Raw genomic sequence first — 23,172 nt, forward strand, 5'->3', positions numbered from 1 at the left:
CTCGGTCCGAATTGTTCTGTCGCAAGACCAATCGTCCCAAGTCAGAGGGCATCTGCGCGCCTACGACACGATCAACTCACCACAATCATCGGTGGATCCAGGCCAGATGTCCCGAAAGTGGCTTTCGCGACGCGTGGTTCTTACGCGGTGACGAGTGACAGGCCGTAGGTCTGCAGGATCTCGTTCACCGGCTGGAACCAGGTCTCACCGCCGGAACCGCAGTTCCCCCAGCCGCCGGAGGTGACCCCCTGTGCCTGGTCGCCGGTGATGAAGGAGCCGCCGGAGTCACCGGGTTCCGCGCAGACGTTGGTGCGGGTCATCTGGTGGACGGCGCCCTGCGAGTAGTTGACCGTCTCGTTGTGCCCCAGCACGGTGCCGCAGTGCCAGTGCGTCGTCGAACCGGACCGGCACACCGATGTGCCGACGGGCGCGACCCACGAGCCCCGGACGAGCGCGTCGCTCACCGTGCCCCAGCCGAGGACGACCGGCGCTGTCCACCAGCCGTTGCCGATCCGGATGAACGCGTAGTCGTTGCCGGGGAAGGAAGAACCGGCGAAGTTGCCCATCGCCGAGTTGTCCCAGCCGACGACGGAACTCCCCGATCCGCCGCAGTGACCGGCGCTGACGAATCCACCTTGGACGGAGAAGCCGATCGAGCAGCGGGTGTTCCCGTTGATGTAGTACGGGTCGCCGCCGACGGTGCCCGCCGCGAACGGTTCGGCTTTGGGGGCGGTGGCCACGGTGACCGGACCGGCTTTCCTCGCCCTGGCAAGGAAGTCTTCGACATCGGAGCCGTGCTTGCCGGGCTGGACGGTGATCACGACGCTGCCGCCGCGCGGGTCGGTGCGCCAGCCGCTGACGGCGGCGGGGGCGGGAAGGCTCTTGACCGACTGGTCGATTTCGGCCTTCGCGGCGTCGAGCCTGGCGGCGCTGGTCGCGACGGCGACGGGTTCGGCGCCGGCCTGCCGGACGGCGGACGCCGCCGCGGGATCGGTCACCCCGACGACGAGTTCGCCGCGCGCCGGGTCGAACCAGGCACCGCCGAACGCGGCACCGGCGGCCTGCTGCGCGGCGGGCATCACTCGCGAGGCGGTCATTTCCTGGGTGAGCCGGGTCGAGGCCTGCGAGGCGGTGAGCCCGAGGTCTCGCTGCATGGCGGCGATCAGTCCGGGGGAGGCCTGCGCGACGGGGGCGAGGGCGGCGGAAGTGAGACTCGCGGTCAGGACGGCGGCGCCGCCGACTGCCAGGGCGATTCTTCGACGCATGGTGACTCCTCCAAGGCCGGGGGAAAGAAACACACTGCCCGCCGAGTGTGCGGCCGAGTTCGGGAAATGGCGATAGTTGTCCGGTCTTCTGTCCGAAATTAACAAGAGTGAACGACTTCGAACGGATTCGGCGGGGCCGGCAGCGCCGGGTAGGTCTGTTCGGCCCTCGCGGCGACTACGTGGTTAGAGGTATAAGCCCTGGCCGTCGCGTGGCAATGCGCGCGACGCCTGCAGGTCGAGCGGGCTGTTCACCGCCACGCTGGTCTCATGACCGGCAGGGCGATGCGAACGGTGCGACCCTGATGGGATGGCAGAGCCGGACGGGCACTTCGTCGTGATCGACGGACGGCGCTGGCGGGCGACCGATCCGGAGATCCCGGAGGAGGAGGAGGTGGAGGAGGAGGAGGAGGAGGAGGAGGAGCGCCTGCGCAGTCTGCTGATGCGTGCCCGGCGGGACGTCGGTGCGTCGCGCCGCGCCCAGGACGGCGAGGCGGAACGAGACGCCCGGTCGCGTGTGCACCTCGCCAAGGTCGCCTTGGGCGAACGTGGCACTCCCTGGTGGGAACAGGATTCCGTCGAGCGGCGGCGACGCTGGCAAGAGGGACTGGACGCGTTGCGACGGCGATCCCCTGAGAATGGGTGACCGACCTGGCAAGAATCAGGCGGGGAAATCGTCGCCGAATGACAAGAACAATCGCGTCCGGTCCGCCTGAATCGATACGAGCACGGTGGTGTGTTGTCGACGGGTTCACCGCGTCGTAACGTTTCCTGCACACGCTTTCCGGCTTTCGCCGTTCTTTCTCCCGAATTCCCGACCGGAGGATTTCCATGACGCGCTTTTCGTCCCTGAGACCCCTCGCCCGGATCGCCACCGCACTCGTCTTCGCCGGAGCCGCGGTCACCTTGCCCGCCGGCGCCGCCTCCGCTGCCCCGCTGCCCGGACCGGTGACCAAGAACCTGACCTTCACCTGCGAAATGCCGCTCATCGGAGCGCGTCAAGTCGCCGCCACGGTGACAGCGTCCTTCCCCGACGCGGTCGCCGTCGGCTCTCCGATCGACGTCACCGGCTTCTCGGTGGCCGTCTCCCTCGACGGGGACATAGTCTCCGCGCTGAACCTGATCGGCGCGGCGACGATCGAGGGAACCGCGTCAGCGAACGTCGGCGTCGACTACAACGGCACCGAACTCGGCGTCACGCTCAACGGCCTGGGTTTCCCGGTCGCCGCCGTGCCGCAGGACGGCCCGCTGGGGATCGTCATCACCGGCCCGATCCCCGGCCTCACCGTGAAGAAGCCCGGTTCGATCGCCTTCACCGTGGGCGGCACCTTCACCGGGAAGGTCACGCCGAAGCGGGCGGACGGGACGCCGACGGATCTCGGCACGTTCGACCTGCCGTGCGGCATGGACCCCGGCCAGGACGCCTCACTCGCGACCGTGACCGTGACCTGACCTCGCCTCACGCGACTTGAGAAGGGTGAGGGTTCCGCAAAGCAGTGGGGCGCGGGCCCGTCCCGGCGGCCGCCCGGCGGTTCCAGTAGGTTGCGGGACATGACCGCGTCGCCGGTGGAGGTCCCGGAGCAGGTGCTGCGCACCTCGATCGTCGAGCGGTTGTTCGCTCGCGAGACCGACGCGCGCCCGCTGTTCACACACCAGGATCACAGCGCGGGCGTGGACAACACGGTCACCTGGACGGAGTTCGTCTCCCGGGTGCGGGTGGTCGCGGGGGCGCTGCGCGAGGTCACACGGCCGGGTGATCGGGTCGCCGTGCTCACCGGCCAGGACCTGAACTACCCCCTGGCGTTCTTCGGCGCCCTCGCCGCCGGACTGGTGGCCGTCCCGTTGATGGCGCCGGCCGGCCCGTCCCAGCGAGGCAGGCTCACCGGAGTGCTGGCGGACTGCGGCGCGAGGGTCTGGCTGACGTCCTCGGCCGCCGCCGCGAAAGTGCGCGAAGCCGGGGCACCCGACCACCTGATCGTGGTCGACGAACTCTCCGGGCCCGGCGTCGATCCGCTTCCCCTCACTCCCGAGAGTCCCGCATACCTGCAGTACACGTCCGGGTCGACGCGGGAGCCCGCCGGCGCGGTGATCCCGCACCGGGCGGTCGCCGCCGCCTGCTGGCAAGCGAGCCGGGCCTACGCTGTCGATGAGGGTACGACCTGCGCCGGCTGGATCCCGTTCTTCCACGACATGGGCCTGATCCAGCTTCTCTGTCTGCCGGTCCACGCCGGCGCGCGGTCGGTGTTCATGTCGCCCGCCGAGTTCGTGCACCGGCCCGTGCGGTGGCTGCGTCAGCTCGCCGATCACCCGGCCGTGTTCACCGCCGCGCCGAACTTCGCGTTCGACCTGGCCGCCGACGCCGCCGAAGAAGCAGGCGACGGCCTCGACCTCTCCGACGTGCGAGTCGCGCTCAACGGCGCCGAGCCGGTCCAGCCGCGCACGGTCGCGCGGTTCCAGGAAGCCTTCGGCCCCCGCGGCTTCCGGCGCGAAGCCCACCGTCCGTCCTACGGCCTGGCCGAAGCCACCGTGTACGTCGCGAGCGCGGGTGAGGAAGGACCGCGGGGCGCGGTGTTCGACAGGGAAGCCCTCGCGCAAGGCCGGGCGATCGAGGTGCCCGACGGTCAGGGACTCGTCTCGGTCGGCCGCCCCCTCGGCCAGCTGGTCCGGATCGTCAGTGACGGGGCGGCACAGCCCGACGGCCTCGTCGGGGAGATCTGGATCCACGGCCCGAATGTCGCTTCCGGTTACTGGGGCCGCGGTGACGCCGCCGCGTTCGGGGGCGAACTCGACGGCGCCGGCGGCTGGCTGCGCACCGGGGACCTCGGCGTGTTCCACCGAGGCGACCTCTACATCACCGGCAGGCTCAAGGATCTGATCGTCATCGACGGCCGCAACTTCCACCCGCAGGACATCGAGGCGGTGGCCGGGGAAGCGCATCCCGCCATCCGCCGAGACCGCGTCGCGGCTTTCGGGGTGGCGGACGAAATGGGTGAAGGGGCGATGTTGGTAGCCGAATGGGCAAAGAACGCCGAAGCGGATGTCAAAGAAGTCACCCGGGTGGTATTGCGTGCGGTGTCACGTGAACATGATCTGACGTTGCGATCCGTACGTCTGGTTCCCTCCGGTGACCTTCCGCGCACTTCCAGTGGCAAGGTTGCGCGAGCGGCGGCTAAGGCGCGTTATAGTCGGCCCCGTGGGTGATCACCGCGCGGAGGTCGTGAAGGTCGTCAGTGAGACTTTTCGGCTTGATCCCGCCGAAATCGAGTTCGACGCATCGCTCGAAGAGCTGGGTATCGACTCCAAAGGACGGATAAAACTCCTGTCGGCGCTGGAGATCTACCACGACGTGAGGATTGATCTGGACCAGCTGGACCGGTTCACCGACATCGGGTCGGTGGCGGAAGTGCTCACAGAGGCACTCGACGGTAAGGCCGACGGATCCGACGAAAGGCGCTGAGAAGAATGAGCGGGGGCTTTACCGCGGCGACCGAGGCGCTTTCATCGGCGTCCAAGAACATCGGAAAGCTGACGGAGCAGTTGCTCGAAGACAATCCCGATCTGTCGAGCACGCCCGTGAACGCCGCCGGTTTCGGCCAGGCGCACGGTGATCACTCGAAGAAGTACACCGACGGTGTGGCCGCGCTGTGGGCCTCGGTCCAGGGGTACAGCACCACGCTCGGCTCGTTCGGCACGAACCTCTCCACCGCGAGCACCACCTACGGCGCCAACGAGGACGAGACGAAGAACAAGATCACCAAGACGGGGATGCGCTAGTGGCCGACGAACTCACCTGGACCGAAGTCAAGGCCGTCCTCGACGACCCGAGCGTGCCGCCCGGCAACAAGACCGCGCTCATCGGCTCGTGGATCAAGACGCATCCGGCGCCGCCGCCGTGGAGCGCGGACCAGGAGCCGCAGGAGATCAAGGACAAGCGCAAGGAAGCCGCGAAATACGCGGAGACCTACAACGCCTTGCCGTTCATGCCCTACGACGGCGACACCAAGAAGGTCTACGGGGGCGCGAAGGCCGCCGGCGATCAGGCCAGCTTCACGCAGAACGAAGAGACGAAGGCCGTCGACGAGGGCGACAAGAAGCTGGACGGCACGAAGGAACCCACGCCGGACGGTGGCGGGACCAAGACGTCGGACGAGATCTTCGACGCCGCCATGCCCGCGCTCAAGGTGTTCCAGACCTTCGGTTCCCTGCTGGCGAAGCTCCCTGATGACTGCAAGGGGACCAGTCGTGCGCTCGACTTCGAGAAGGACATCAAGAAGCCCTTCGACGAGCAGCGCGGCATCAACTTCAAGAACTTCGTCGACGACGCCGCGCATTTCAAGACCGGCTCGAAGACCGTCGACAAGACCATGGACGACACCGGATCCCAGCTGAACACCCTGTACGGGACCTGGACCGGGAAAGCCGCGGACGCCTCCTCGGAGAACTACAACGAGAAGATCCTTCCCAAGGCCAAAAAACTCTCCCAGACGCTGAACACCGCGAGCGAGGCGACGCTGCACACCGCCACCGCCGTGTTCAAGCTCTGCAAGGAGAAGGCCGACGAGGTCGTCAAGGGCTACAAAGAGGTGGTCGGCAAAGCCGACTTCCCGATGGCGCAGAAGGTCGTCGCCATCGCCGCCGGTGAGAAGAGCGGCAAGGAGGACCTCGGCGCGATCGCGGGCTGGATGGACGCCAACTTCGGCTCCAACCTCGTTCAGCAGCTGAACAACGACGGCTGCTGTGATGACGACGAGTTCAAGAAGGCGGGCCAGAACCTCGCCAAGCAGTGGATCCAGAAGCAGTTCATGCCCGAGATGTGGACCACCATCTACTTGGGCTTCGAGAAGAACTGCAAGGAAACCAAGGACTTCGTCAACCAGGCCTACGACGAGCTCGACAAGGTCATGGGCAAGGTCAAGAACGAGTTCCAAGGCGCGGGCGCGGACGGCAAGGGCGGCGCGGGCGGTGCCGGCGGCAAGGGCGGCGGGCCCGGCGGCCCGGGCAACGGCGGTCCGGACTTCACCGGCGGTCAGGGCGGCGGTGGCCAGGGTGGTCCCGGTGACGGCCAAGGCGGCGGCTCGGGCAACGGCGGCCCCGGTGGTGGTCCTGGCGGCGGCTCGGGCGATGGCACCGGCCCGTCGGGCCAGAAGCCCCCGCCTGTTCCGGACGTGAAGATTCCCGAGGGCGGTTCAGGTGGCGGCCCTGGCGGCGGTCCGGGTGGCGGCCCCGGTTCCTCTGGTGATCAGAAGCCCCCGCCGGTCCCGGACGTGAAGATTCCCGAGGGTGGCACCGGTGGCGGTGGCCCCGGAGGCGGTGGTCCGGACCCGAGCAAGGATCAGACGTCGCCCTCGGGCTCGGCTCCGCCTCCGTCGTCCGGCGACGAGCAGAAGGCCGCGGCCGAAGAGGCCAAGAAGCAGGCCGCGGCGGCTGCCGAGAACGCGAAGAAGCAGGCGTCCGAAGCGCTGAACAAGTTGGGCGACGGCCCCGGCGGTGGCGACCTCGGCGGCGGTGGCTCCGGTCCGGGTGGCGGCGGAACCGGTGGCGGCCCCGGCGGTGGCAGCACGGATGCGGCGTCCGAAGCCAAGGCAGCAGCCGAAAAAGCCGCTGAAGACGCGAAGAAGCAGGCGTCCGAAGCGTTGGACAAGATGGGTGACGCCCCTGGCGGCGGCCTGGGCGACACCGATTCCAAACCCGGCGACCCCAAGGACCCCGACTCCAAGGACGGCGATTCCAAGCAAGACGCCGAAAAGGCCGCGGACGAGGCGAAGAAGAAGGCCTCCGAGGCGCTCGACAAGCTCGACGACGAGCTGCCGGGTGAAGACGGCGACAAGCTGACCGGTGACAAACCCGGTGAGGACGGTGGCAAGGACAAGGACAAGGACGGCGACAAGGCCGAGGACGGCGAACGCGAGACTCTCAAGGTCAAGCAGGGTGACAAGACCTTCGAGATGACCGAGCCGGACAAAGACGGCGAGATGGAGATCAAGGTCGGCGACGGTTCCGGTCCGGCCAAGGACTTCAAGCTCGACTGGACCGAGGACGGCGACGAGTCCAAGCTGGGCTCCGCTCCCGACGGGGACGGGAAGAAGGACGACGTCCATCGCCCCGGGCCGGACGGCAAGATCCATTTCCAGGACGGCGATGTGAAGATCACCGCCGAACGTCCCGACGGTCCGTCCGGGCCGACTGTCGTCACCGTCGACGACGGCAACGGCAAGCCGACCACGTACACCCTCGGCGAGGACAAGGACCCCACGGACACCTCCTCGCATCCGGCCAAGCCCCTCACCGGGACGGTTCAGCCCGACTCCCGGCCGGGCCTCACCCCGCACCACGGTGGTGGCGGAACCGTTCCCGACGGTCTCGGCGGTGGCGGCATCGGCGCCGGTGACGGCCAAGGCGGTGGCGGCGATAGCCACGGTGGTGGCGGCGGCCACGGCGGCGGCGGGGGCTCGGCGATCGCGACCCCGTTCGAGACCGCGAGCCCCGCGACAGGCCAGTCGCTGACCGAAGGCGTGCACACCGGCGGTGGCGGGTCGCATCACCAGGCCGTGCCCGCTGGTGCTCCGTCCGCTCCGATGAGCGGATCGTCGCCCGGTCAAGCGCCCATGGGCGGCGCGATGCCGCCGATGGGTGGCATGGGCGGCGGTGGCGGCCAGGGCGGCGGCGGTGACCAGGAACGGAGCAACCGCGCGTACCGGATCGAGGGCGAGGTGTTCGACCAGATCAACGAACCCACCGGCCGGATCACCGGTTCGTTGCTGGACGATGAGGATCAGCCGTCCACCCGCAGGCGGTAGTCCGAGGCAGGGGAGAAGCAGATGAGCGTCGATGAAACCTCGGCCATGAAGGCGACTCTGGACGGTCTCGTCCGCGAGCAGGCTGAGCGCCGGGGCCTGCGGGACAAGAAGGCCGACGAGCTCAAGGCCAGCTCGCAGGACGTCATGACCAAACAGGTCATGACCGCCCAGCGCTACGTCGAGAACCGGCGGGAGCTGGGGGAGCGCAAGACGAAGTCCGGCTGGAGCACCGACCGGTCGCACGCCCAGCCGGGGAACGCGTCGGCGTTCGAGGACGCGCCTGCCTTCGAGGACTCGGCGGCTCCGTTCACCCCGGAGCCGCCCGTCCGCGTGGGGCGGGAGGTGCCCCGGCGCGCTCCCCGCCGTCCGGCACCGGTGGACGACGAGGACGACGCCTTCCTCAACAACCGTTGGCGTGAGTGACTTCGCCGTCACACGACGAGGCCGAGCAGCAGCACGATCGGGAGTGAGAGCACCGACGCCAGTGACATGGCGACGGTGTGCGTCTTGAACGTGCCCCGCGTGCTCAGCCCGAGCAGCGACTGGAACATCCAGAAGAAGTTGCTGCTGACATGAGGGAGGAACAGCGCACCGGAGCAGGCGGCGAGGGCGACCAGCACCACCGGGACCCCGAGTGAGCCCGCGATCGGCGCGAGGATGCCCGCCGCGGTGATCGCGGAGATCGAGATGGATCCCATCGCGATGTGCAGCACGGCGGCGATCAGCCAGACGAGCACCAGCGGTGGCAGGAAACCGGTGCCGAACGAGCTCGCCAGCACGTCGCGCAGTCCCGATTTCCCGATCACCTCGGCGACCGAGCCGGAAAGCCCGGACAGCACGAGAATGGGTCCGGCCAGCGACAGTGCCTTGCCCACGGCCGCGTTGACCTCGTGCCGGGGCAGGACGCGCCGGGCCAGCAGATGCGCGAGCCCGGCGCCGATCGCCATGGCGATCACCGGCTCGGTCGGCAGCGAGACGGGTCCCAGCGGGAACCGGAAGGCGTCGGCGAGCGCGCCGAGGGCGATCAGCGCGAGCGTCAGCACCACCGGTGAGACGGACAGCGACAAGGGCAGCTGTCGGACGACCGCTGTGGTGACGGGCGCGGTGTCAGCAGTGCCATCGGTGCGCTCGGCCGCGAGTTCGTCAGCGGCCGGATCCCAGCGGAGCGTCCGGCGGAGCAGCACGCTGAAGACCAGCGTGGTCAGCACGGCGGTGGGGAGACCGACGGCCAGCCCGAACAGGAACATCTCCCCGAGCGGCACCCGGAGAAGGCCCGCGACGGCGAGCGCGGCCACTCCCGGGACGACGAAGACCAGCCCGACCTCGATCCCCGCGGTCAGCGCGCCGCCCATGAGCGCGACCCCTTTCGGACCCAGCCGGGAGCCGAGACGCCGGGCCAGCGGCGCGGTGAGCACCAGGACCACGTCGGAGTAGATCGAGGTGAACACGGTCGACAGGGAGACCGCGAAGACCATCGGCACCCGCTTCTCCCCGAAGACGCCCAGCAGCCGCTCCAGGACACGATGGAGCGTGTTCGTGGCGGTGAGCAGTGAGCCGATGACCACGCCGAAGGTGATGAGCAGGCCGATCTCGGCCATCACGTCACCGAATCCGGCGGCGAGCGCTTCGGTCGTGCCGCCCGCCCCGAGGCCCGTGGCGAGGCCCAGATAGGTGGCGCCGATCAGCAGGCCGAAGATCGGCGGCGTCTTGAGCCAAGTGATCAGCACGACGATGCCCACGATGGCGATGCCGGTGTGGGCCAGGAGCCAGGCATCGGACACGGTGCCCTCCTCGGGACTCGCGGCGGGCCGGCGCCGGTGCCGTCCCTCGTAGCGACCCAGTAAGCCCCTGGGGCGCCTCGCCGGTCCAAGACCGGGTTGCTGGCAAGGTGATAGGCCTCGGCTATCGATCACGAGGAGGCGCGACGTGGATGCTCGTCAGTTGAGGTACTTCCTGGCCGTCGTCGACGCGGGAAGCGTCCATCGGGCCGCCGAACTGCTTTTCGTCGCCCAGCCCTCGGTCTCCCAAGCCTTGCGCACGCTCGAGCGGGACCTGGGGAGCCTTCTGTTCCACCGCACCGGCCGCCGCCTGGTGCTGACGGCGGCCGGGCACGCTCTCGTGGCGCCCGCGCGTGAGGTCATGCGCGGGCTGGACCTCGCCCGCGCGACGGTGGAAGCGGTCGACGGTCTTCTCGGCGGGGAACTGGTCATCGCCTCGATGCCGTCGCAATCGGTCAGTCCGCTCACGGATCTGATCGCCGCCTTCGCCGTCGTCAACCCGCTCGTGCGGATCTCCGTCCGCGCGGCGAGCACCCCCGCCGACGTGGTGAAGATGATCACGACCGGCGACGCCGAACTCGGTGTGGTGGCGGCCTCGCCGACGGCCGCGGCGCTTCCCGGCTTGGACGCGCTGCACCTGGAGACCCAGCGTTTCGCCCTGCTGGGCCGTGACGAGGCGGCGCTTCCCGCCGCGGATCCGGTCCGTCCCGCCGAACTCGCCGGGGCGGCGCTCATCGTTGGCCAGCAAGGCACGGGGATGCGCGGCGTGGCCGACGCCGTGCTGTGCCAGGCTCCGGGCAGCCGGTTCGCGGTCGAGGTGGAACACCGGGAAGCCGTGCTGCCCTTGGTCCTCGCCGGGGTGGGCATCGCGGTGGTCAGCGACTCCTGGCGTGCGCTGGCGAAGGCGGCGGGTGCCGCCGTCCGGGCACTGGACTGCCCCCATTCCCTGGCCGTGTCACTCGTGTCCCGGCCGGGACGGCTGAGCCCCGCCGCGGCCGCCTTCCACGGCCTGGCGGACTCCGGCTGATAGGCGCAGCCTCTCAGTGTGGCAAAAACTGGGTCTTGGACGTGCCTGGCCGACTCGACGTCCACTGGACCCATGACCAGTTATCGCATCGCGCTCATCCCCGGCGACGGCATCGGCACCGAGGTGCTGCCCCCGGCGCAGGCCGTGCTCGCCGCCGTCGGCAAGCGGCACGGGATCGAGTTCGCCTACGACTCCTTCGACTGGTCCTGCGAGCGCTACCTCGCCGAGGGCGCGATGATGCCGTCCGATGGCCTCGACCGCATCCGGCGGCACGACGCCGTACTGCTGGGCGCGGTCGGCTGGCCCGGGGTGCCGGACCACGTGTCGCTGTGGGGGCTGCTGATCCCCATCAGGCGTGGCTTCCGGCAGTACGTCAACCTGCGGCCGGTCAAGGTGCTCGACGGGGTGCCCAGTCCGCTGCGCGACGCCGGCGCCGGGGACGTCGACCTCGTCGTGGTCAGGGAGAACGTCGAGGGCGAGTATTCGGAGATCGGCGGGCGGCTCGGACGGGGCACCGAAGACGAACTGGCCGTGCAGGAGGCGGTGTTCACCCGCAAGGGAGTCACCCGCGTCGTCGAGTACGCCTACCGGCTGGCCGGTACCCGCCGGAACCACGTGACCTCGGCGACGAAGAGCAACGGGATCGTCCACACGATGCCGTTCTGGGACGAACTGGTGGAAGAGGTGGCGGCGCGGCATCCGGACGTGCGCACCGGCAAGGAACACATCGACGCCCTCGCCGCCAAGCTCGTCCTGGCGCCGGAGCGGTTCGACGTGATCGTCGGCTCCAACCTCTTCGGGGACATCCTCAGCGACCTGGCCGCCGCGGTGGCCGGGAGCGTCGGTGTCGCCCCGGCGGCGAACCTCAACCCCGAACGGGACTTCCCGTCGATGTTCGAGCCGGTGCACGGCTCCGCTCCCGACATCGCCGGGCAGGGCAAGGCCAACCCGCTGGGCGCACTGTGGTCCGCGGCCATGATGCTCGACCACTTGGGACACCCCGAAGCGAGCGAAGAGCTGTTGGCCGCCGCCTTCGGCGCGCTGGCCGACGGTGTCAGTACTGTCGATCTCGGCGGCACGGCCGACACCGCCGGGTACACGCGCGCGGTGCTGGACCGGGTGGGCGGCTGATCCCGCGGAAGGAGCACGCCCGTGATCACCACCATCGCCCTGCTCAAGGCCAGGGGCGGACTCAGCCGGGACGAATTCGTCGACTACTACGAGAACCATCACGTCCCGCTCGTCCTCGGCCTCGCGCCGTCGCCCGCCCTCTACACCCGGAACTACCTGCCGGAGCCCGGCTCACGCCGTTTCCCCGCCGACTTCGACGTGATCACGCACCTGAAGTTCGCCGACGAGGCCACCCGCGACGCTTGGCTCGCCCTCGTGCTCGCCGAGGATTCCGGGGTCGCCGAGGACGAAGCCCGGTTCCTCGACCGCTCCCGGACCCGGTCGTGGACGGTCGAGGAACACGCGACCTCAAGCTGATCACGTGCGGTGCCAAGCGATCCCGCGATAGCTGGAGTTCTCCGCGTCGAAGCCGTAGCCGATGATGACGGCGCCGTTCGCGGTGATGTGCTGGGCCATGATCGCCGTGAGACCGCGCGGCGAGGGCAGCGGGAACGGTGTCGCGTCGGCGTCCCAGCGGACCGGCCGCACCGCTCCCTGGCTCACGGACTCGCCGACGACCGTCCCGGCGTCGTCGATGTCGTAACACGTACTGGCGATGTCCGAAGGCAGGGGACGGAGCACGGTGGGCCGCCCGTCGCGATCCCAGCGCGCGCAGGTGCCCTGCCGGTCCGGGGTCACGCCCCAGCCGATCGTGACACCCTGCCCGGTGATCCGCACGACCTGTCCGGCGGAGAACTCCGGCCCGCCGGTCAGCAGGACGGTGCCTCCCTCGCGGTTCCACACGACACCGTCGCCGAGGATGGCGCCGGAATCGGTGATGCCGCAGGCGGTCGAGCGGCGGGGCGGGGGCAGTTTGCTGATCTTCCCCGAGGGACTCCAGCGCACCGCTGTCCGGGTACCCGTGCCGTTCTTGGCCGATCCGACGACCTCGTCCAGCCCGTTCAGGTCGTGACCGTGGGTCTCGCCGTCGCCGGGCAGGGCGTCGAGTTCGACCGCTTCGCCGCCGGGTTCCCAGCGCAGCGCCCGCCAGCGGAAGCCCGGCCGCATCGCGTTTCCCAGTATCGACCCGCGTTCGTTCACCCGGCACGCCGTGCCGGAGATCATGCCGAGGGGGAGTTCGAGCGCGTGCACCCGGCCGTCGGGCCGCCAGCACACGGGCCTGAGGTACTCGCCGGTGTAGAGCGCGCCCGCGATGACACCGGCGGCGTTGGCGCTGACGGCGCGGCCGCCCGAACAGCCGTCGAGGATCGGCAAGGGCGAAGGACTTCCGTCGCTGTCCCAGCGCACCGGCCGCGAACCCGACTCGCCCACGATCATCCCGGCGTCGTTCACGCAGTAGGCACTGGTGCCCTCCCCGGCGGTGAGCGGTCGCAGGTCGACCGCGGTGAAGCCGGGTTCCCCTGGCATCGGCGCCGCCTCTGGGCTGGACGGATCGGGCACGAGTGGGCAGCCTAGTGCGCGGGCGCACGCGATGGGGGAAAGTGCACTGACCGGGTGAAAGCGAACTCCACAAAGGACCGGGCTAGGGAGTCAGCACTATCCTGCCGAACACTTCGCCGTCGTCCATCTTCCGGTGCGCCAGAACGGCTTTCTCCAGCGGCAGCAGCTCGTGCACCACCGAACGCAGTCCGCCGCGGGCGGCCGTCTCGAACTGCGCCGCGCTCACCGCCCGCCGATCCGCTTCGGGGATCGAGTCCGCGCTGAAAGCCGCGAACGACAGGGACTTGCGGAACGCCGCCAGCAGCTTCGTGCCGAAGTCCGCCGGTGGCATGCCCGCGACCACGCCGACGGTCACCAGACGGCCGTTCGGTTCGAGCCGGTCGAAAAAGGACGGCATGTCCACACCGGACACGATGTCGATGATGACGTCGTATCCCGCGGGGCCGTCCCCGGCGCCGGAACGGTCGAGTACGTGGGTCGCGCCCAGCTCGCGCAGGCGCTCGCCGCGTTCGGCCGAGGACGTCGTGACAGCCACCGCGCTCGCGCCACCGGCCGCCGCGAGCTGCACCGTCATGATCCCGATACTGCCGGCCGCCCCGCGCACGAGCACCGCTTCACCGGGAGCGAAACGGGCGTGCGCGAGCGCGAAATGCGCCACCATGCCGGAAGTCCCGAGGGCGACCGCCGCGTCGGCGGGCAGCTTCCCGGGGAGCGGCACGACCTTCTCGACGGGGATCGTCGTTCGCTCGACATAGCCGCCGCCTTCACCGGTGAACGCCCAGACGCGCCGTCCGGTCCAGGACGGGTCGACGCCGTCGCCGACCGAGGCGACGGTGCCCGCCACCTCGTTGCCGGGAACGAACCCTTCCTGGAAACCGAAGCCGCCGAGAGCCCCGCTCCGGATCACGGTGTCGACGCCGCCGACACCGATCGCTTCCACGTCGATCAGCACTTCCCCAGGGCCTGGAACGGGCGAAGGGAGGTCGATGACGGCCAGTCCTTCGGGGGCGCCGAATTTCCGGATCTCGACTGCTCGCATTTCTGTCTCCTCGGTCTTCGATCGCTGGTCAGGCGGACGTTAACGGACGCCCCCGTCCGTTTTGGCTAAAGTGAGAGCGGTGACCAGTCGTTTGCCTCGAATCCCGCGCTCCGACGCCCTGGACAACCGCGAACGCATCCTCGAAGCGGCTCGCGCGCTGTTCGCCTCCGAAGGTTTGAACGTGCCGCTGCGGGAGGTCGCGCGCCGCGCCGATGTCGGCCCCGCCACGCTGTACCGCCACTTCCCGACCAAGGAGATCCTGGCGACAGAGGCCTTCGCCGACCAGATGAGCACCTGCCACGTCGTCGTCGACGAGGGGCTCGCCGATCCGGATCCGTGGCGCGGTTTCTGTTCCGTGATCGAGAAGATCTGCGAGCTGCACTCGTGCGACAGGGGTTTCACCGCGGCTTTCGTGTCGGCCTTCCCCAAGGCGGTGGATTTCACCGCGGATCGCGACCACGCGCTCAAGGCGATCGCCGAGCTGGCGGGCCGGGCCAAGGAAGCCGGGAAACTGCGCTCGGACTTCGTTCTCGAAGACCTGATCCTCATGCTCATGGCCAACAACGGGATCCAGGCCACTTCGCCCGCCGCGCGCGTCGCCGCGTCCCGGCGGTTCGCCGCGTTCGTGATCCAGGCCTTCCGGGCCGCGCCGGAACAGGCTCCGCTGCCGCCGGTGGCGCGGCTGGCCCTCGTGATGCCGGGAATGATCGTGTAAGGGCTGAACCCTGAGAAGGCCGTTCCATGGCTAGCACCGTGGGGGTAGGCGGTTTCCGCCTCGAAGCCGATGCCTGCCGGGCCGATACTTCGTAGTTTTGCCGATATGAAACGAACTTCAGTGGTCATCGTCGCGGTGTGCGCGGCAACGCTCGTTTCCCCGGCCGTCGCGTCCGCGGCATCGCAGTCGCAGCGGACCTTGCAGCGCGACGCCGACGTGCTGGTGGCGAACGGTTCTCCGGGCGTGCTCGTGGAACTGAGCACGGCCAAGGGCAGCGTCAAGGTGCGTAGCGGTCACGGCGATCTGCGGACCGGGACCCCGATGCCGTGGAACGCGCACTTCCGGATAGCCAGTTTCAGCAAGACCTTCCTGTCCGCGACGATGCTCCAGCTCGTCGGCGAGGGACGGCTTTCCTTGGACGACACCGTGGACCGGTGGCTGCCCGGCGTGGTGAGCGGCAACGGCAACGACGGCCGCGCCATCACCGTCCGGCAGTTGCTGCAGCACACCAGCGGCCTGCACGACTACATGGCGGAGCTCGACCTCTTCACCGAGAAGGGCTTCCTGCGCCATCGGTTCGACAAGCTCAGCGCGTCCGAGGCGGTGAAGCTGGCTGTCGGCAAGCCGCCGGAGTTCGCGCCCGGGATGAGCTGGAGCTACTCCAACACCAACTACGTGCTCGCCGGGATGGTGACCGAGAAGGTGACCGGCAGGGACTGGCGGCAGGAGATCACCGACCGCATCGTCCGCCCGCTCGACCTGCGGGAAACGTCCTTGCCCCACACCTCGCCGTTCCTCCCCGCTCCGCACGCCAGGGGCTACGACCGGTTCGTCGTCGAGGGCTCGAATCCGCCGCGGCTCGGACGGCGGGTGGACGTGACGCTGATGAATCCGTCGATGGGCGGGGGAGCGGACGGTTCGATCAACAGCACCACCGAGGACGGCAACAAGTTCCTGCGGGCGCTGCTGGGCGGCAGGGTGCTCAAGCCCGCGCTGCTGGCCGAGATGAAGAAGACCGTGCCCGCTCCGGGACTCGGGGAATACGGCCTGGGGCTCATGAAGCTGACCAGCTCCTGCGGCGCCTACTGGGGCCACGGCGGCTCGTTGCCCGGCAACTCGACGGGCAACGGTGTGACCGAGGACGGCAAACGCAGCGTGATGGTTTCGCTGAACACCCTGACGCCCTACCACCCCGGCGCCGAACCGCCGGAGGGAAACCCGCTGGACCCGGTGATCGACCACGCCCTCTGTGGTCGTGAGTGATAAGTGTCGTTAGAACGACCCGAAACACTCACGACCTCACCCGCCCTCCGCGCCCCAGGCCCGGGTCGCACCCCCGGTGAGCCGGACGCCGCGGCCGTGCCGCACGAGGAGCGCGGTGCCCGCCTCCCGCTCCAGTTTGGTCAGCTGCTGGGAGATCGCCGACGGCGTCACGTGCAGCACCTCGGCCGCCGCGGCGAGCGAGCCCCGCCGCCACACCGCGTGCAGCATCCGCAGCCGTTCCACATTGGACAGATCGCCACTCATCAGCCGAGCTTAACCCTCGGGGTAAGAGGATCTCGCTGGTCCTCCCCGTCTTCGTGCGATCGAATCAAAACCATGGCCCAGCACAGAATTCTCGCCGATCCGAGGGGGCAAGGCGTCCTCGGAGCCCTCGCGATCGCCCTGTCCGCCCCGCTCGTCGCGCTGTCCGGTGTGAGCTCGACGACGGCACTTGCTGGCGGGTGTCCTGCTCGGGATCGACATGGTGCTGTGGAGCGAAGCGATCTTCTCCGTCGGCGCGGGGGTCGCCACGGCACTGGTCAACGTCCAGGTCGTCCTCGTCCCGCTGGCCGGGCTGCTGTGGTTCGGCGAGCGGCCGTCGCGGCTGTTCTGGCTGTCGATCCCGGTCATGCCGGCGGGGGACGGCACTCGCCGGAGGACTGGCGGACGGCGGTGCCGCGGGCAGTGATCCCTGTTCGTTGCTGCTGTGGCTGCTCGCGCTGGCCGTGACAGCGCAGGTGGCGGGCTGGCTCCTGATCGGGAAGGCCCTGTCCGCCCTGCCGTCGAGCGGCGGGTCCGCCGTGCTCATGCTGCAACCCGCCGCCGCGATCCTGTTCGGGGCACTCCTGCTCGGCCAGGAGCCGGGTGCCGGGAAACAGGTTTCTACGGGACCACGAGTACCGGCCAGTGCCCGGTCTTGATGAGCTTCGTCGCGACCGAGCCGGCGAACCGGTGTCCCGCCTTCTGTGACGCGCCGACCACCACCGTGTCGACCTGGCTGCGGTCGGCGGTGTCACGGAGCGCGGTGTACGGATCGCCGAAGGTCTTCAGGAAACTGACCGGCACTTCCAGCTCTTCGGCCGCCTCGCGGATCTGATCGCGGAGTTCGGCGTAGAGCTGGAGTGTCGTGTCGTGCTCCACCGTCGCCGCGACAGCCGGTCCGAGGTTGGTCAGCGCCGTGCGGCAGACGACGAAGGCGACGATCAGCCTGCCGCTCTCACGCCGTGCCATCCCGAAGGCGAAGGCGGCCGCCCGCATCGCCGTGTCGGAGCCGTCGACCCCGGCCAGGATGGCCCGCCCCGAGTGCTGCCGGGGCGGGCCGAAACGCTCCACAGTGGACTCGAAGGCCCCGGCGGCGTTCCCGTTCATCGCGCGCCTACCGCGCGACCGGGTCGGACGCCGGGGTTTCCGTCTTCGCCTCCACGTCGAGGGTGGTGCGCAGGGTGAGCGGTTTGAGCAGCAGCGCCGCGATCACGCCCACGACGCCGACCGCCGCGGAGATCAGGAAGATGTGCGCGGTCGCGTCGCCGTACACGGTGTGCACGATCGTCTGGACCTCCGGCGGCAGCGCCTTGAGGTTCAGCGCGCTGACGCTGCCCGTCGACGCCTGGCCCGCCGGCGCGTGCAGCGCGGTGGACAGGTCGGCGGTGACCCGGTTCGCGAGCACCGCGCCCAGCACCGAGACTCCGATGGTGCCGCCGAGCGACCGGAAGAACGTGACCGAGGCGCTGGCCGAGCCCAGATCCCGCAACGGCACCGTGTTCTGCACGGCGAGCACGAGGTTCTGCATCGTCATGCCGACACCGACGCCGACGACCGCCATCGCGATGCCGACCAGCCACAGCGGCGACGCGTGGTCGACCGTGCCCAGCCCGAGGAACCCGATCACCAGGGTGATGGTGCCTGCCACGATGTACGGCTTGATCCGTCCGGTGCGGCTGATCAGGCGGCCGGACACGGTCGAGGACACGAGCACACCCGCCATCAGCGGGATGGTCAGCAGACCGGCTTCGGTGGGGGAGTATCCGCGGCCGACCTGGAAGTACTGGCCGAGGAACACCGCGCCGCCGAACATCGCCATCCCGACGGCGAGGCTCGCGACGATCGCCAGCGCGGGGGTGCGCTGGGTGATGATGTGCAACGGCACGACGGGTTCGCTGACCCGCCGTTCCACCACCAAGGCGAGCGCGAGGAGCACGACGCCGCCCGCCACCATGAGAGCCGTCTGCCACGACAGCCAGTCGAAGCTGTTGCCGACGAACGAGACCCAGATCAGCAGGACACTCACGCCCGCGGCGATGAGCCCCGCGCCGAGGTAGTCGACCTTGACGTTCTCCCGGCGGACTGTCTCCAGCTTCAGGGTCCGCTGCAGCACGATGAACGCCGCCGCCGCGATCGGCACGCCGACGAAGAAGCACCACCGCCAGCCCAGCCACGGCACGTCCACGATCAGGCCGCCGAGCAGCGGGCCGCCGACCGTGGCGACAGCCATGACGGCGCCAAGGTAACCGTTGTAGCGGCCACGCTCACGCGGCGGGATGATCGCCGCGATCACGACCTGGACCAGCGCCTGCAGGCCGCCGACGCCGATGCCCTGGAACGCGCGGGCGGCGATCAGCTGTCCGGTGTTCTGGCTGAACCCGCTGATCATCGAGCCGATCACGAAGATCACGATCGCGACCTGGACCAGCGTCTTCTTGTTGAACAGGTCGGCGAGTTTGCCCCAGATCGGGGTAGTGGCCGTCGCGGCCAGCAGGGTGGCCGTGACCACCCACGTGTACTGCGTCTGCGAGCCGTTCAGCGAGCCGATGATCAACGGCAGGGCGGTCGATACGACCGTCGAACTGATCATCGCCACGAGCAGCGCGAGCAGCAGGCCGGACAGCGATTCGAGCACCTGGCGGTGCCCCATTGCCCCGGACGGTGCCTCCGCCGTTCCTTCGGTCTTCATGGCGTCCTTTCAAGCGTTCGGGGCGATTATTGCCCATTGTGCAAACTTGCACAGTGGGAACTTTATTCCCCTCGCTACGCTGTCCTTGTGGACACCCTCGATACGCTCCGCACCCGAAAGAAGGCGGCGACGCGGCAATCGCTGCACGAGGCCGCGCTTCGCCTGGCGATGGAGCACGGTCTCGACGGCGTGACGGTCGAGGACATCGCCGACGCGGTGGGGGTGTCCCGGCGGACGTTCTCGAACTACTTCGCGAACAAAGAGGACGCGATCCTGCACGCCGACCGCGAGCGGACCGGGCTGCTGGTTTCGCTGGTCGAAGGCAGGCCGTCAGGCGAGAAGCCGTGGCAGGCGTTGCGCGCGGCCTGCCAGGACCTGTACCGGGCACGCCCCGTCCCCGACCGCGAGTGGGTGGCGCAGCTGAGGTTGCTGCGGCGGCACCCGTCGCTGCTCGCGCGGCAGGCCGGTGACCAGATCGCTCTCGAACGCGACCTGATCGCGGTGCTGCTCGACCGGGGGCACGGTCTCGATCAGGAGCTGGCCCGGCTCACCGCGGCGACTTTCCTCGCCACCTTGCGGACCGGGAACGTGCTGTGGCTGGAAGGCTCGGACGACCAGCCGCTGCCCGACGTCGTGGACAGGCTGCTGAGCCGCGTTCAGCTCCGCTGACCGAGGGCGTAGGCGCTCGACACCACCGTGGTGGCCGCGCGGACGAAGGCGGCGACGGCCGGTGAACGGGAGTCCTGCGGCCACATCACGGCGAGCGTCGTGGGCTCCAGGTCGTCGACGGCCAGGTACGCGATGCCCGTCCGGCGATAGCGATCCGCGACGGACACGGGCAGGAAACAGACGATGGTGCCCAGTTCGACCAGTTTGAGGATCTGTGTCAGGTCGGAGACGGGACCGTGGGGCACCACCGTGACGGGCGGACCGGTCGAAGGACCGTGGTCGGCGGGCGCGCCGTCGGGAAGGAGCCGTCCCTCCAGATCCGCCAGGGTCAGCCGTGACCTGGCCGCCAGCGGATCGTTCGCCGCCACCGCCGCCAGCCGGGGTTCGGTCAGCAACGGCTCGAAGTCCAGGCGGCGCGTGTCGAAGGGGGAGGGGACGAGCGCCACGTCCGCCCGCCCGTCACGGAGCTGCCGCGGCTGTTCGCCCCGGCCGCCGAGGATCAGTTCGATCGGCAGAGCGCCGTCTTCGGCTTCGTAGGCTTCGATGATCTTCGGCAACAGCCCGGCGTCGTGGTCGGCCTTCAGCGCCAGCCGCAGCCGCGGATCGGGGCGACCGGCCTGCCGTGCCCGTCGTTCGGCCGCGGCGACCGCTTCGAGCGCAGTCCTGGCATCCCGCAGGAGCACTTCGCCCGCCCTCGTCAGCGTGACCTGGCGGGTGGTGCGTTCGAGCAACTGGACGTCCAGCCGTCGTTCAAGGTCCCGGATCGCCCTCGACAGCGGCGGCTGCGCCATCGAAAGCCGCTCGGCCGCCCGTCCGAAGTGAAGCTCCTCCGCGACCGCCACGAAGTAGCGGAGCTGCCGCGTCTCCAGGTCACTCATATCCCCAGGGTATCAATGGCGACCGAGCCGGTCCTTCAGCTCCGCGCTGATCCCGGCTTGACTCGGTGACGTCGAAAACCCCCTATCACCTCGGAGTCTTCATGATCGTCGTCACCGCGCCGACCGGACAGATCGGCAGCCGGGTGCTCAGCACCCTCCTCGAAAGCGGCGAGCCGATCCGCGTGATCGCCCGCGACCCCGCCCGGCTGGCCGATCACGTCCGTGAGCGCGTCGAAGTCGTCAAGGGCTCGCACAGCGACGCCGCCGTCGTCGACGAAGCCTTCGCCGGCGCCGACACCGTGTTCTGGCTGGTCGCCGCGGATCACCGCGCCGAAAGCCTCGAGGCCGCCTATCTGGACTTCACCCGGCCCGCCTGCTCGGCCCTCAAGAAACACGACGTGGCCAGGGTGGTCGGCATCTCGGCCCTCGGCCGCGGCGTCGAGGAGAACGCCGGATACCTGTCGGCCTCGTGGGCCATGGACGACCTGATCGCCGCCACGGGCGTGCACTACCGGGCGCTGGCGATGCCGACTTTCATGGACAACCTGTTGTGGCAGGCCGACTCCATCGGCACGAACGGCGTCTTCTTCGCCCCGGTCTCGGGCGACCGCAAGGCACCGACCTGCGCCACCCGCGACATCGCCGCCGTCGCCGCCGGGCTGCTGCTCGACCCGTCGTGGGACGGCGTGGCCGACGTCCCGGTGCTCGGCCCGGAAGACCTGTCGCAGAACGAACTCGCGGAGATCATGTCCGACGTCCTCGGGCGACCGGTGCGCTACCAGCAGGTCTCCATGGACGCTTTCCGCGCGACGCGACTCGAGCACGGCTGGTCCGAAGCGATGGCCCAGGGCGTGGTCGACATGATGGTCGCCAAGGAGGCGGGCATCGACAGCGCCACGCCGCGGACGCCGGAGGCCACCACGCCGACGACCTTCCGGCAGTGGTGCGAAGAGACGCTCAAGCCGGCTGTCGGGTCGGGGCGCTGACGTTCGGCGGTTCTCTTGAGGGGTGTTCCGGCTGGGGGTTGTTCGCGGGGCCGGTCCGTGAAGGCCTCCTTGCCTACCCTGACGGTAGGGAAGGAGTCCTTCACGGTCCGATCACGCGGGACTGTGTGGATTTCTGGTCATCCAACGCACCAAAATCCACCCAGTCGGCGCCGAACGCCAGAGTCAGCTCTAAGCGTCGACGGTGTCGAAGAGCAGCTTCGCCGCTACAGTCGCCCCATCGGTCCGGATCGTGTCGGCCACCGCCTTCGCCCGCGCCTGGGTCTCGGGCGACAGGACCGTGGTGAGCGCGGTCGACAGCGACTCGACGGTCGGCGTCGGATCCTGGTGCGCCACACCGATTCCCAGTTCGGCCACCCGTGCGGCCCAGTACGGCTGGTCCGCGATCCGGGGGACGACCACCTGGGGCGCGCCTGCGCGGGAGGCCGTCGTCGTGGTCCCCGCGCCGCCGTGGTGCACGACGGCGGCCACTCGGCGGAAGAGCGCCTGGTGGTTGACCTCGCCGACGACGAAACAGTCGTCGGCGTCGTCGATCGAGGCCAGTCCGGCCCAGCCGCGGGCGAGCAGGATGCGCCGCCCCAGTGTCCGCAGGGACTCGATGGCCACCCGGGCGATGTCCTTCGGCGCGTAGGCAGCCATGCTGCCGAAGCCCACGTACACCGGGGGCTCACCGGCGTTCAGGAACTTCTCCAGCTCGTCCGGCAGCGGCCGGTCGTCGGGCTGGATCCACGCTCCTGTTTGGACGATGTCGAGGTCCGTCATTCCTTCCGACGGGCACAGGATCGCGTCCGCCGCCAGCCACGGCCTGCCGGTGAAGACGTGGTCACGGACGTTGTCCACCGGCGGCAGCCCGATCGCCGCCCGATGACCGGCGAGCGCCCCGCCGTACAACGCGTTCACCCGTTGGGCGTCCTGCTGCCACAGCACCCGGTTGTCGGTCTCGCCCTCCGGCGACGGCGTGCCCGGCCGCAACCCCGGGGCGAACTGCCGCGACGGCAGCCCGAAGATGTGGAAACACGCGTACACATAGGGGATTCCCCGCTTTTCGGCCACGTCTCGCGCGCCGACCGGCAGCAATCCTGTCGCCAGGATCGCGTCACACCCCTCCGCCGCCGCGGAAAGCGTCTCGAACCGGGCGGCGACCAGCGCCGGGGCGAGCTTCAGGGCGTCTTCCCCCGTCGGCGGCTTCGGCCCGGCGACCACCGAGTGCACCGTCGGG

The 23,172-nt window shown here is 69.5% G+C and carries 24 protein-coding genes and 1 pseudogene; 16 read left to right on the top strand and 9 right to left on the bottom strand.

The window, feature by feature from the left end:
• Positions 1–140 precede the first annotated feature (140 nt).
• A complete protein-coding gene (locus ACFOSH_RS29200; protein WP_378242292.1) occupies positions 141–1,265 on the bottom strand; it encodes a S1 family peptidase in 1,125 nt (374 codons plus the stop codon).
• 307 nt (positions 1,266–1,572) lie between these two features.
• Between ACFOSH_RS29200 and ACFOSH_RS29205 the strand changes: the two genes are divergently transcribed.
• From ACFOSH_RS29205 to ACFOSH_RS29235, 7 genes are all read left to right on the top strand, one after another.
• Positions 1,573–1,908, top strand: a complete 336-nt coding sequence (locus ACFOSH_RS29205) for a hypothetical protein (RefSeq protein WP_378242293.1) — start codon at positions 1,573–1,575, stop codon at positions 1,906–1,908.
• Positions 1,909–2,093: 185 nt separating this feature from the next.
• Positions 2,094–2,714, top strand: coding sequence for a DUF6801 domain-containing protein (locus ACFOSH_RS29210; protein WP_378242294.1), 621 nt, complete (start codon positions 2,094–2,096; stop codon positions 2,712–2,714).
• A gap of 99 nt (positions 2,715–2,813) precedes the next feature.
• Positions 2,814–4,463 carry a fatty acyl-AMP ligase gene (locus ACFOSH_RS29215; protein ID WP_378242295.1) on the top strand — a complete coding sequence of 550 codons (1,650 nt, stop codon included), beginning with the start codon at positions 2,814–2,816 and terminating at the stop codon, positions 4,461–4,463.
• Entirely contained in the window at positions 4,456–4,719 is a 264-nt protein-coding gene (locus tag ACFOSH_RS29220) for an acyl carrier protein (RefSeq protein WP_378242296.1), read from the top strand. Before ACFOSH_RS29215 ends, ACFOSH_RS29220 begins: the two co-directional genes overlap by 8 nt.
• 5 nt (positions 4,720–4,724) lie before the next feature.
• Positions 4,725–5,036 (top strand): hypothetical protein, encoded by a 312-nt coding sequence (locus ACFOSH_RS29225; RefSeq protein WP_378242297.1) that lies wholly within the window; start codon positions 4,725–4,727, stop codon positions 5,034–5,036.
• Positions 5,036–8,059 (top strand): WXG100 family type VII secretion target, encoded by a 3,024-nt coding sequence (locus tag ACFOSH_RS29230; protein ID WP_378242298.1) that lies wholly within the window; start codon positions 5,036–5,038, stop codon positions 8,057–8,059. Before ACFOSH_RS29225 ends, ACFOSH_RS29230 begins: the two co-directional genes overlap by 1 nt.
• 21 nt (positions 8,060–8,080) lie before the next feature.
• Positions 8,081–8,482: a hypothetical protein gene (locus ACFOSH_RS29235; protein WP_378242299.1), complete on the top strand. Its 402-nt coding sequence runs from the start codon at positions 8,081–8,083 to the stop codon at positions 8,480–8,482.
• Between the two features lie 8 nt (positions 8,483–8,490).
• Here the strand turns inward: ACFOSH_RS29235 and ACFOSH_RS29240 are convergent, their stop codons facing one another.
• Positions 8,491–9,840 carry a GntP family permease gene (locus ACFOSH_RS29240; protein WP_378242300.1) on the bottom strand — a complete coding sequence of 450 codons (1,350 nt, stop codon included), beginning with the start codon at positions 9,838–9,840 and terminating at the stop codon, positions 8,491–8,493.
• 145 nt (positions 9,841–9,985) lie between these two features.
• On the opposite strand from ACFOSH_RS29240, the gene ACFOSH_RS29245 reads away from it, so the two are divergent.
• The 3 genes from ACFOSH_RS29245 (at position 9,986) to ACFOSH_RS29255 (ending at position 12,352) form a co-directional block, all read left to right on the top strand.
• Positions 9,986–10,864: a LysR family transcriptional regulator gene (locus ACFOSH_RS29245; protein WP_378242301.1), complete on the top strand. Its 879-nt coding sequence runs from the start codon at positions 9,986–9,988 to the stop codon at positions 10,862–10,864.
• 72 nt (positions 10,865–10,936) lie between these two features.
• On the top strand, positions 10,937–11,995 hold the full coding sequence (locus tag ACFOSH_RS29250) for a tartrate dehydrogenase (RefSeq protein WP_378242302.1): 1,059 nt from the start codon (positions 10,937–10,939) through the stop codon (positions 11,993–11,995).
• Positions 11,996–12,016: 21 nt separating this feature from the next.
• Positions 12,017–12,352, top strand: coding sequence for an EthD domain-containing protein (locus ACFOSH_RS29255; RefSeq protein WP_378242303.1), 336 nt, complete (start codon positions 12,017–12,019; stop codon positions 12,350–12,352).
• On the opposite strand, the gene ACFOSH_RS29260 is transcribed toward ACFOSH_RS29255, so the two are convergent.
• Together ACFOSH_RS29260 and ACFOSH_RS29265 are read right to left on the bottom strand one after the other, a co-directional pair.
• Positions 12,353–13,435, bottom strand: coding sequence for a hypothetical protein (locus ACFOSH_RS29260; protein WP_378242304.1), 1,083 nt, complete (start codon positions 13,433–13,435; stop codon positions 12,353–12,355).
• 82 nt (positions 13,436–13,517) lie between these two features.
• The gene (locus ACFOSH_RS29265) at positions 13,518–14,474 is read right to left on the bottom strand and encodes a zinc-binding dehydrogenase (RefSeq protein ID WP_378242305.1); all 957 of its coding nucleotides are present in this window, start codon (positions 14,472–14,474) and stop codon (positions 13,518–13,520) included.
• A 79-nt stretch (positions 14,475–14,553) separates the two neighbouring features.
• Between ACFOSH_RS29265 and ACFOSH_RS29270 the strand changes: the two genes are divergently transcribed.
• Both ACFOSH_RS29270 and ACFOSH_RS29275 read left to right on the top strand, forming a co-directional pair.
• Positions 14,554–15,189 (top strand): TetR/AcrR family transcriptional regulator, encoded by a 636-nt coding sequence (locus ACFOSH_RS29270; RefSeq protein WP_378242306.1) that lies wholly within the window; start codon positions 14,554–14,556, stop codon positions 15,187–15,189.
• A 105-nt stretch (positions 15,190–15,294) separates the two neighbouring features.
• Positions 15,295–16,452 carry a serine hydrolase domain-containing protein gene (locus ACFOSH_RS29275; RefSeq protein WP_378242307.1) on the top strand — a complete coding sequence of 386 codons (1,158 nt, stop codon included), beginning with the start codon at positions 15,295–15,297 and terminating at the stop codon, positions 16,450–16,452.
• Between the two features lie 75 nt (positions 16,453–16,527).
• Here ACFOSH_RS29275 and ACFOSH_RS29280 read toward each other — a convergent pair.
• Positions 16,528–16,716: pseudogene (locus tag ACFOSH_RS29280) on the bottom strand (helix-turn-helix domain-containing protein); the annotation flags it as partial.
• A 187-nt stretch (positions 16,717–16,903) separates the two neighbouring features.
• Here ACFOSH_RS29280 and ACFOSH_RS29285 point away from each other — a divergent pair.
• The gene (locus ACFOSH_RS29285; RefSeq protein ID WP_378242308.1) at positions 16,904–17,140 is read left to right on the top strand and encodes a hypothetical protein; all 237 of its coding nucleotides are present in this window, start codon (positions 16,904–16,906) and stop codon (positions 17,138–17,140) included.
• Positions 17,141–17,150: 10 nt separating this feature from the next.
• Complete coding sequence (locus ACFOSH_RS29290; protein ID WP_378242309.1) at positions 17,151–17,372, top strand: EamA family transporter; 222 nt, start codon at positions 17,151–17,153, stop codon at positions 17,370–17,372.
• Here ACFOSH_RS29290 and ACFOSH_RS29295 read toward each other — a convergent pair.
• Positions 17,335–17,820, bottom strand: a complete 486-nt coding sequence (locus tag ACFOSH_RS29295) for a universal stress protein (protein WP_378242310.1) — start codon at positions 17,818–17,820, stop codon at positions 17,335–17,337. The genes ACFOSH_RS29290 and ACFOSH_RS29295 overlap by 38 nt on opposite strands.
• A gap of 7 nt (positions 17,821–17,827) precedes the next feature.
• Entirely contained in the window at positions 17,828–19,402 is a 1,575-nt protein-coding gene (locus ACFOSH_RS29300) for an MDR family MFS transporter (RefSeq protein ID WP_378242311.1), read from the bottom strand.
• Between the two features lie 87 nt (positions 19,403–19,489).
• On the opposite strand from ACFOSH_RS29300, the gene ACFOSH_RS29305 reads away from it, so the two are divergent.
• Entirely contained in the window at positions 19,490–20,071 is a 582-nt protein-coding gene (locus tag ACFOSH_RS29305) for a TetR/AcrR family transcriptional regulator (RefSeq protein WP_378242312.1), read from the top strand.
• Here the strand turns inward: ACFOSH_RS29305 and ACFOSH_RS29310 are convergent.
• Entirely contained in the window at positions 20,059–20,949 is an 891-nt protein-coding gene (locus ACFOSH_RS29310) for a LysR family transcriptional regulator (protein WP_378242313.1), read from the bottom strand. The genes ACFOSH_RS29305 and ACFOSH_RS29310 overlap by 13 nt on opposite strands.
• Positions 20,950–21,050: 101 nt before the next feature.
• Between ACFOSH_RS29310 and ACFOSH_RS29315 the strand changes: the two genes are divergently transcribed.
• Complete coding sequence (locus ACFOSH_RS29315) at positions 21,051–21,935, top strand: NAD(P)H-binding protein (RefSeq protein WP_378242314.1); 885 nt, start codon at positions 21,051–21,053, stop codon at positions 21,933–21,935.
• A 189-nt stretch (positions 21,936–22,124) separates the two neighbouring features.
• Here ACFOSH_RS29315 and ACFOSH_RS29320 read toward each other — a convergent pair.
• A partial coding sequence (locus ACFOSH_RS29320) for a glycosyltransferase (protein ID WP_378242315.1) occupies positions 22,125–23,172 on the bottom strand: 1,048 nt, incomplete at its 5' end.

The organism is Amycolatopsis speibonae, assembly GCF_042647925.1.
Classification (GTDB): Bacteria; Actinomycetota; Actinomycetes; order Mycobacteriales; family Pseudonocardiaceae; genus Amycolatopsis; species Amycolatopsis speibonae.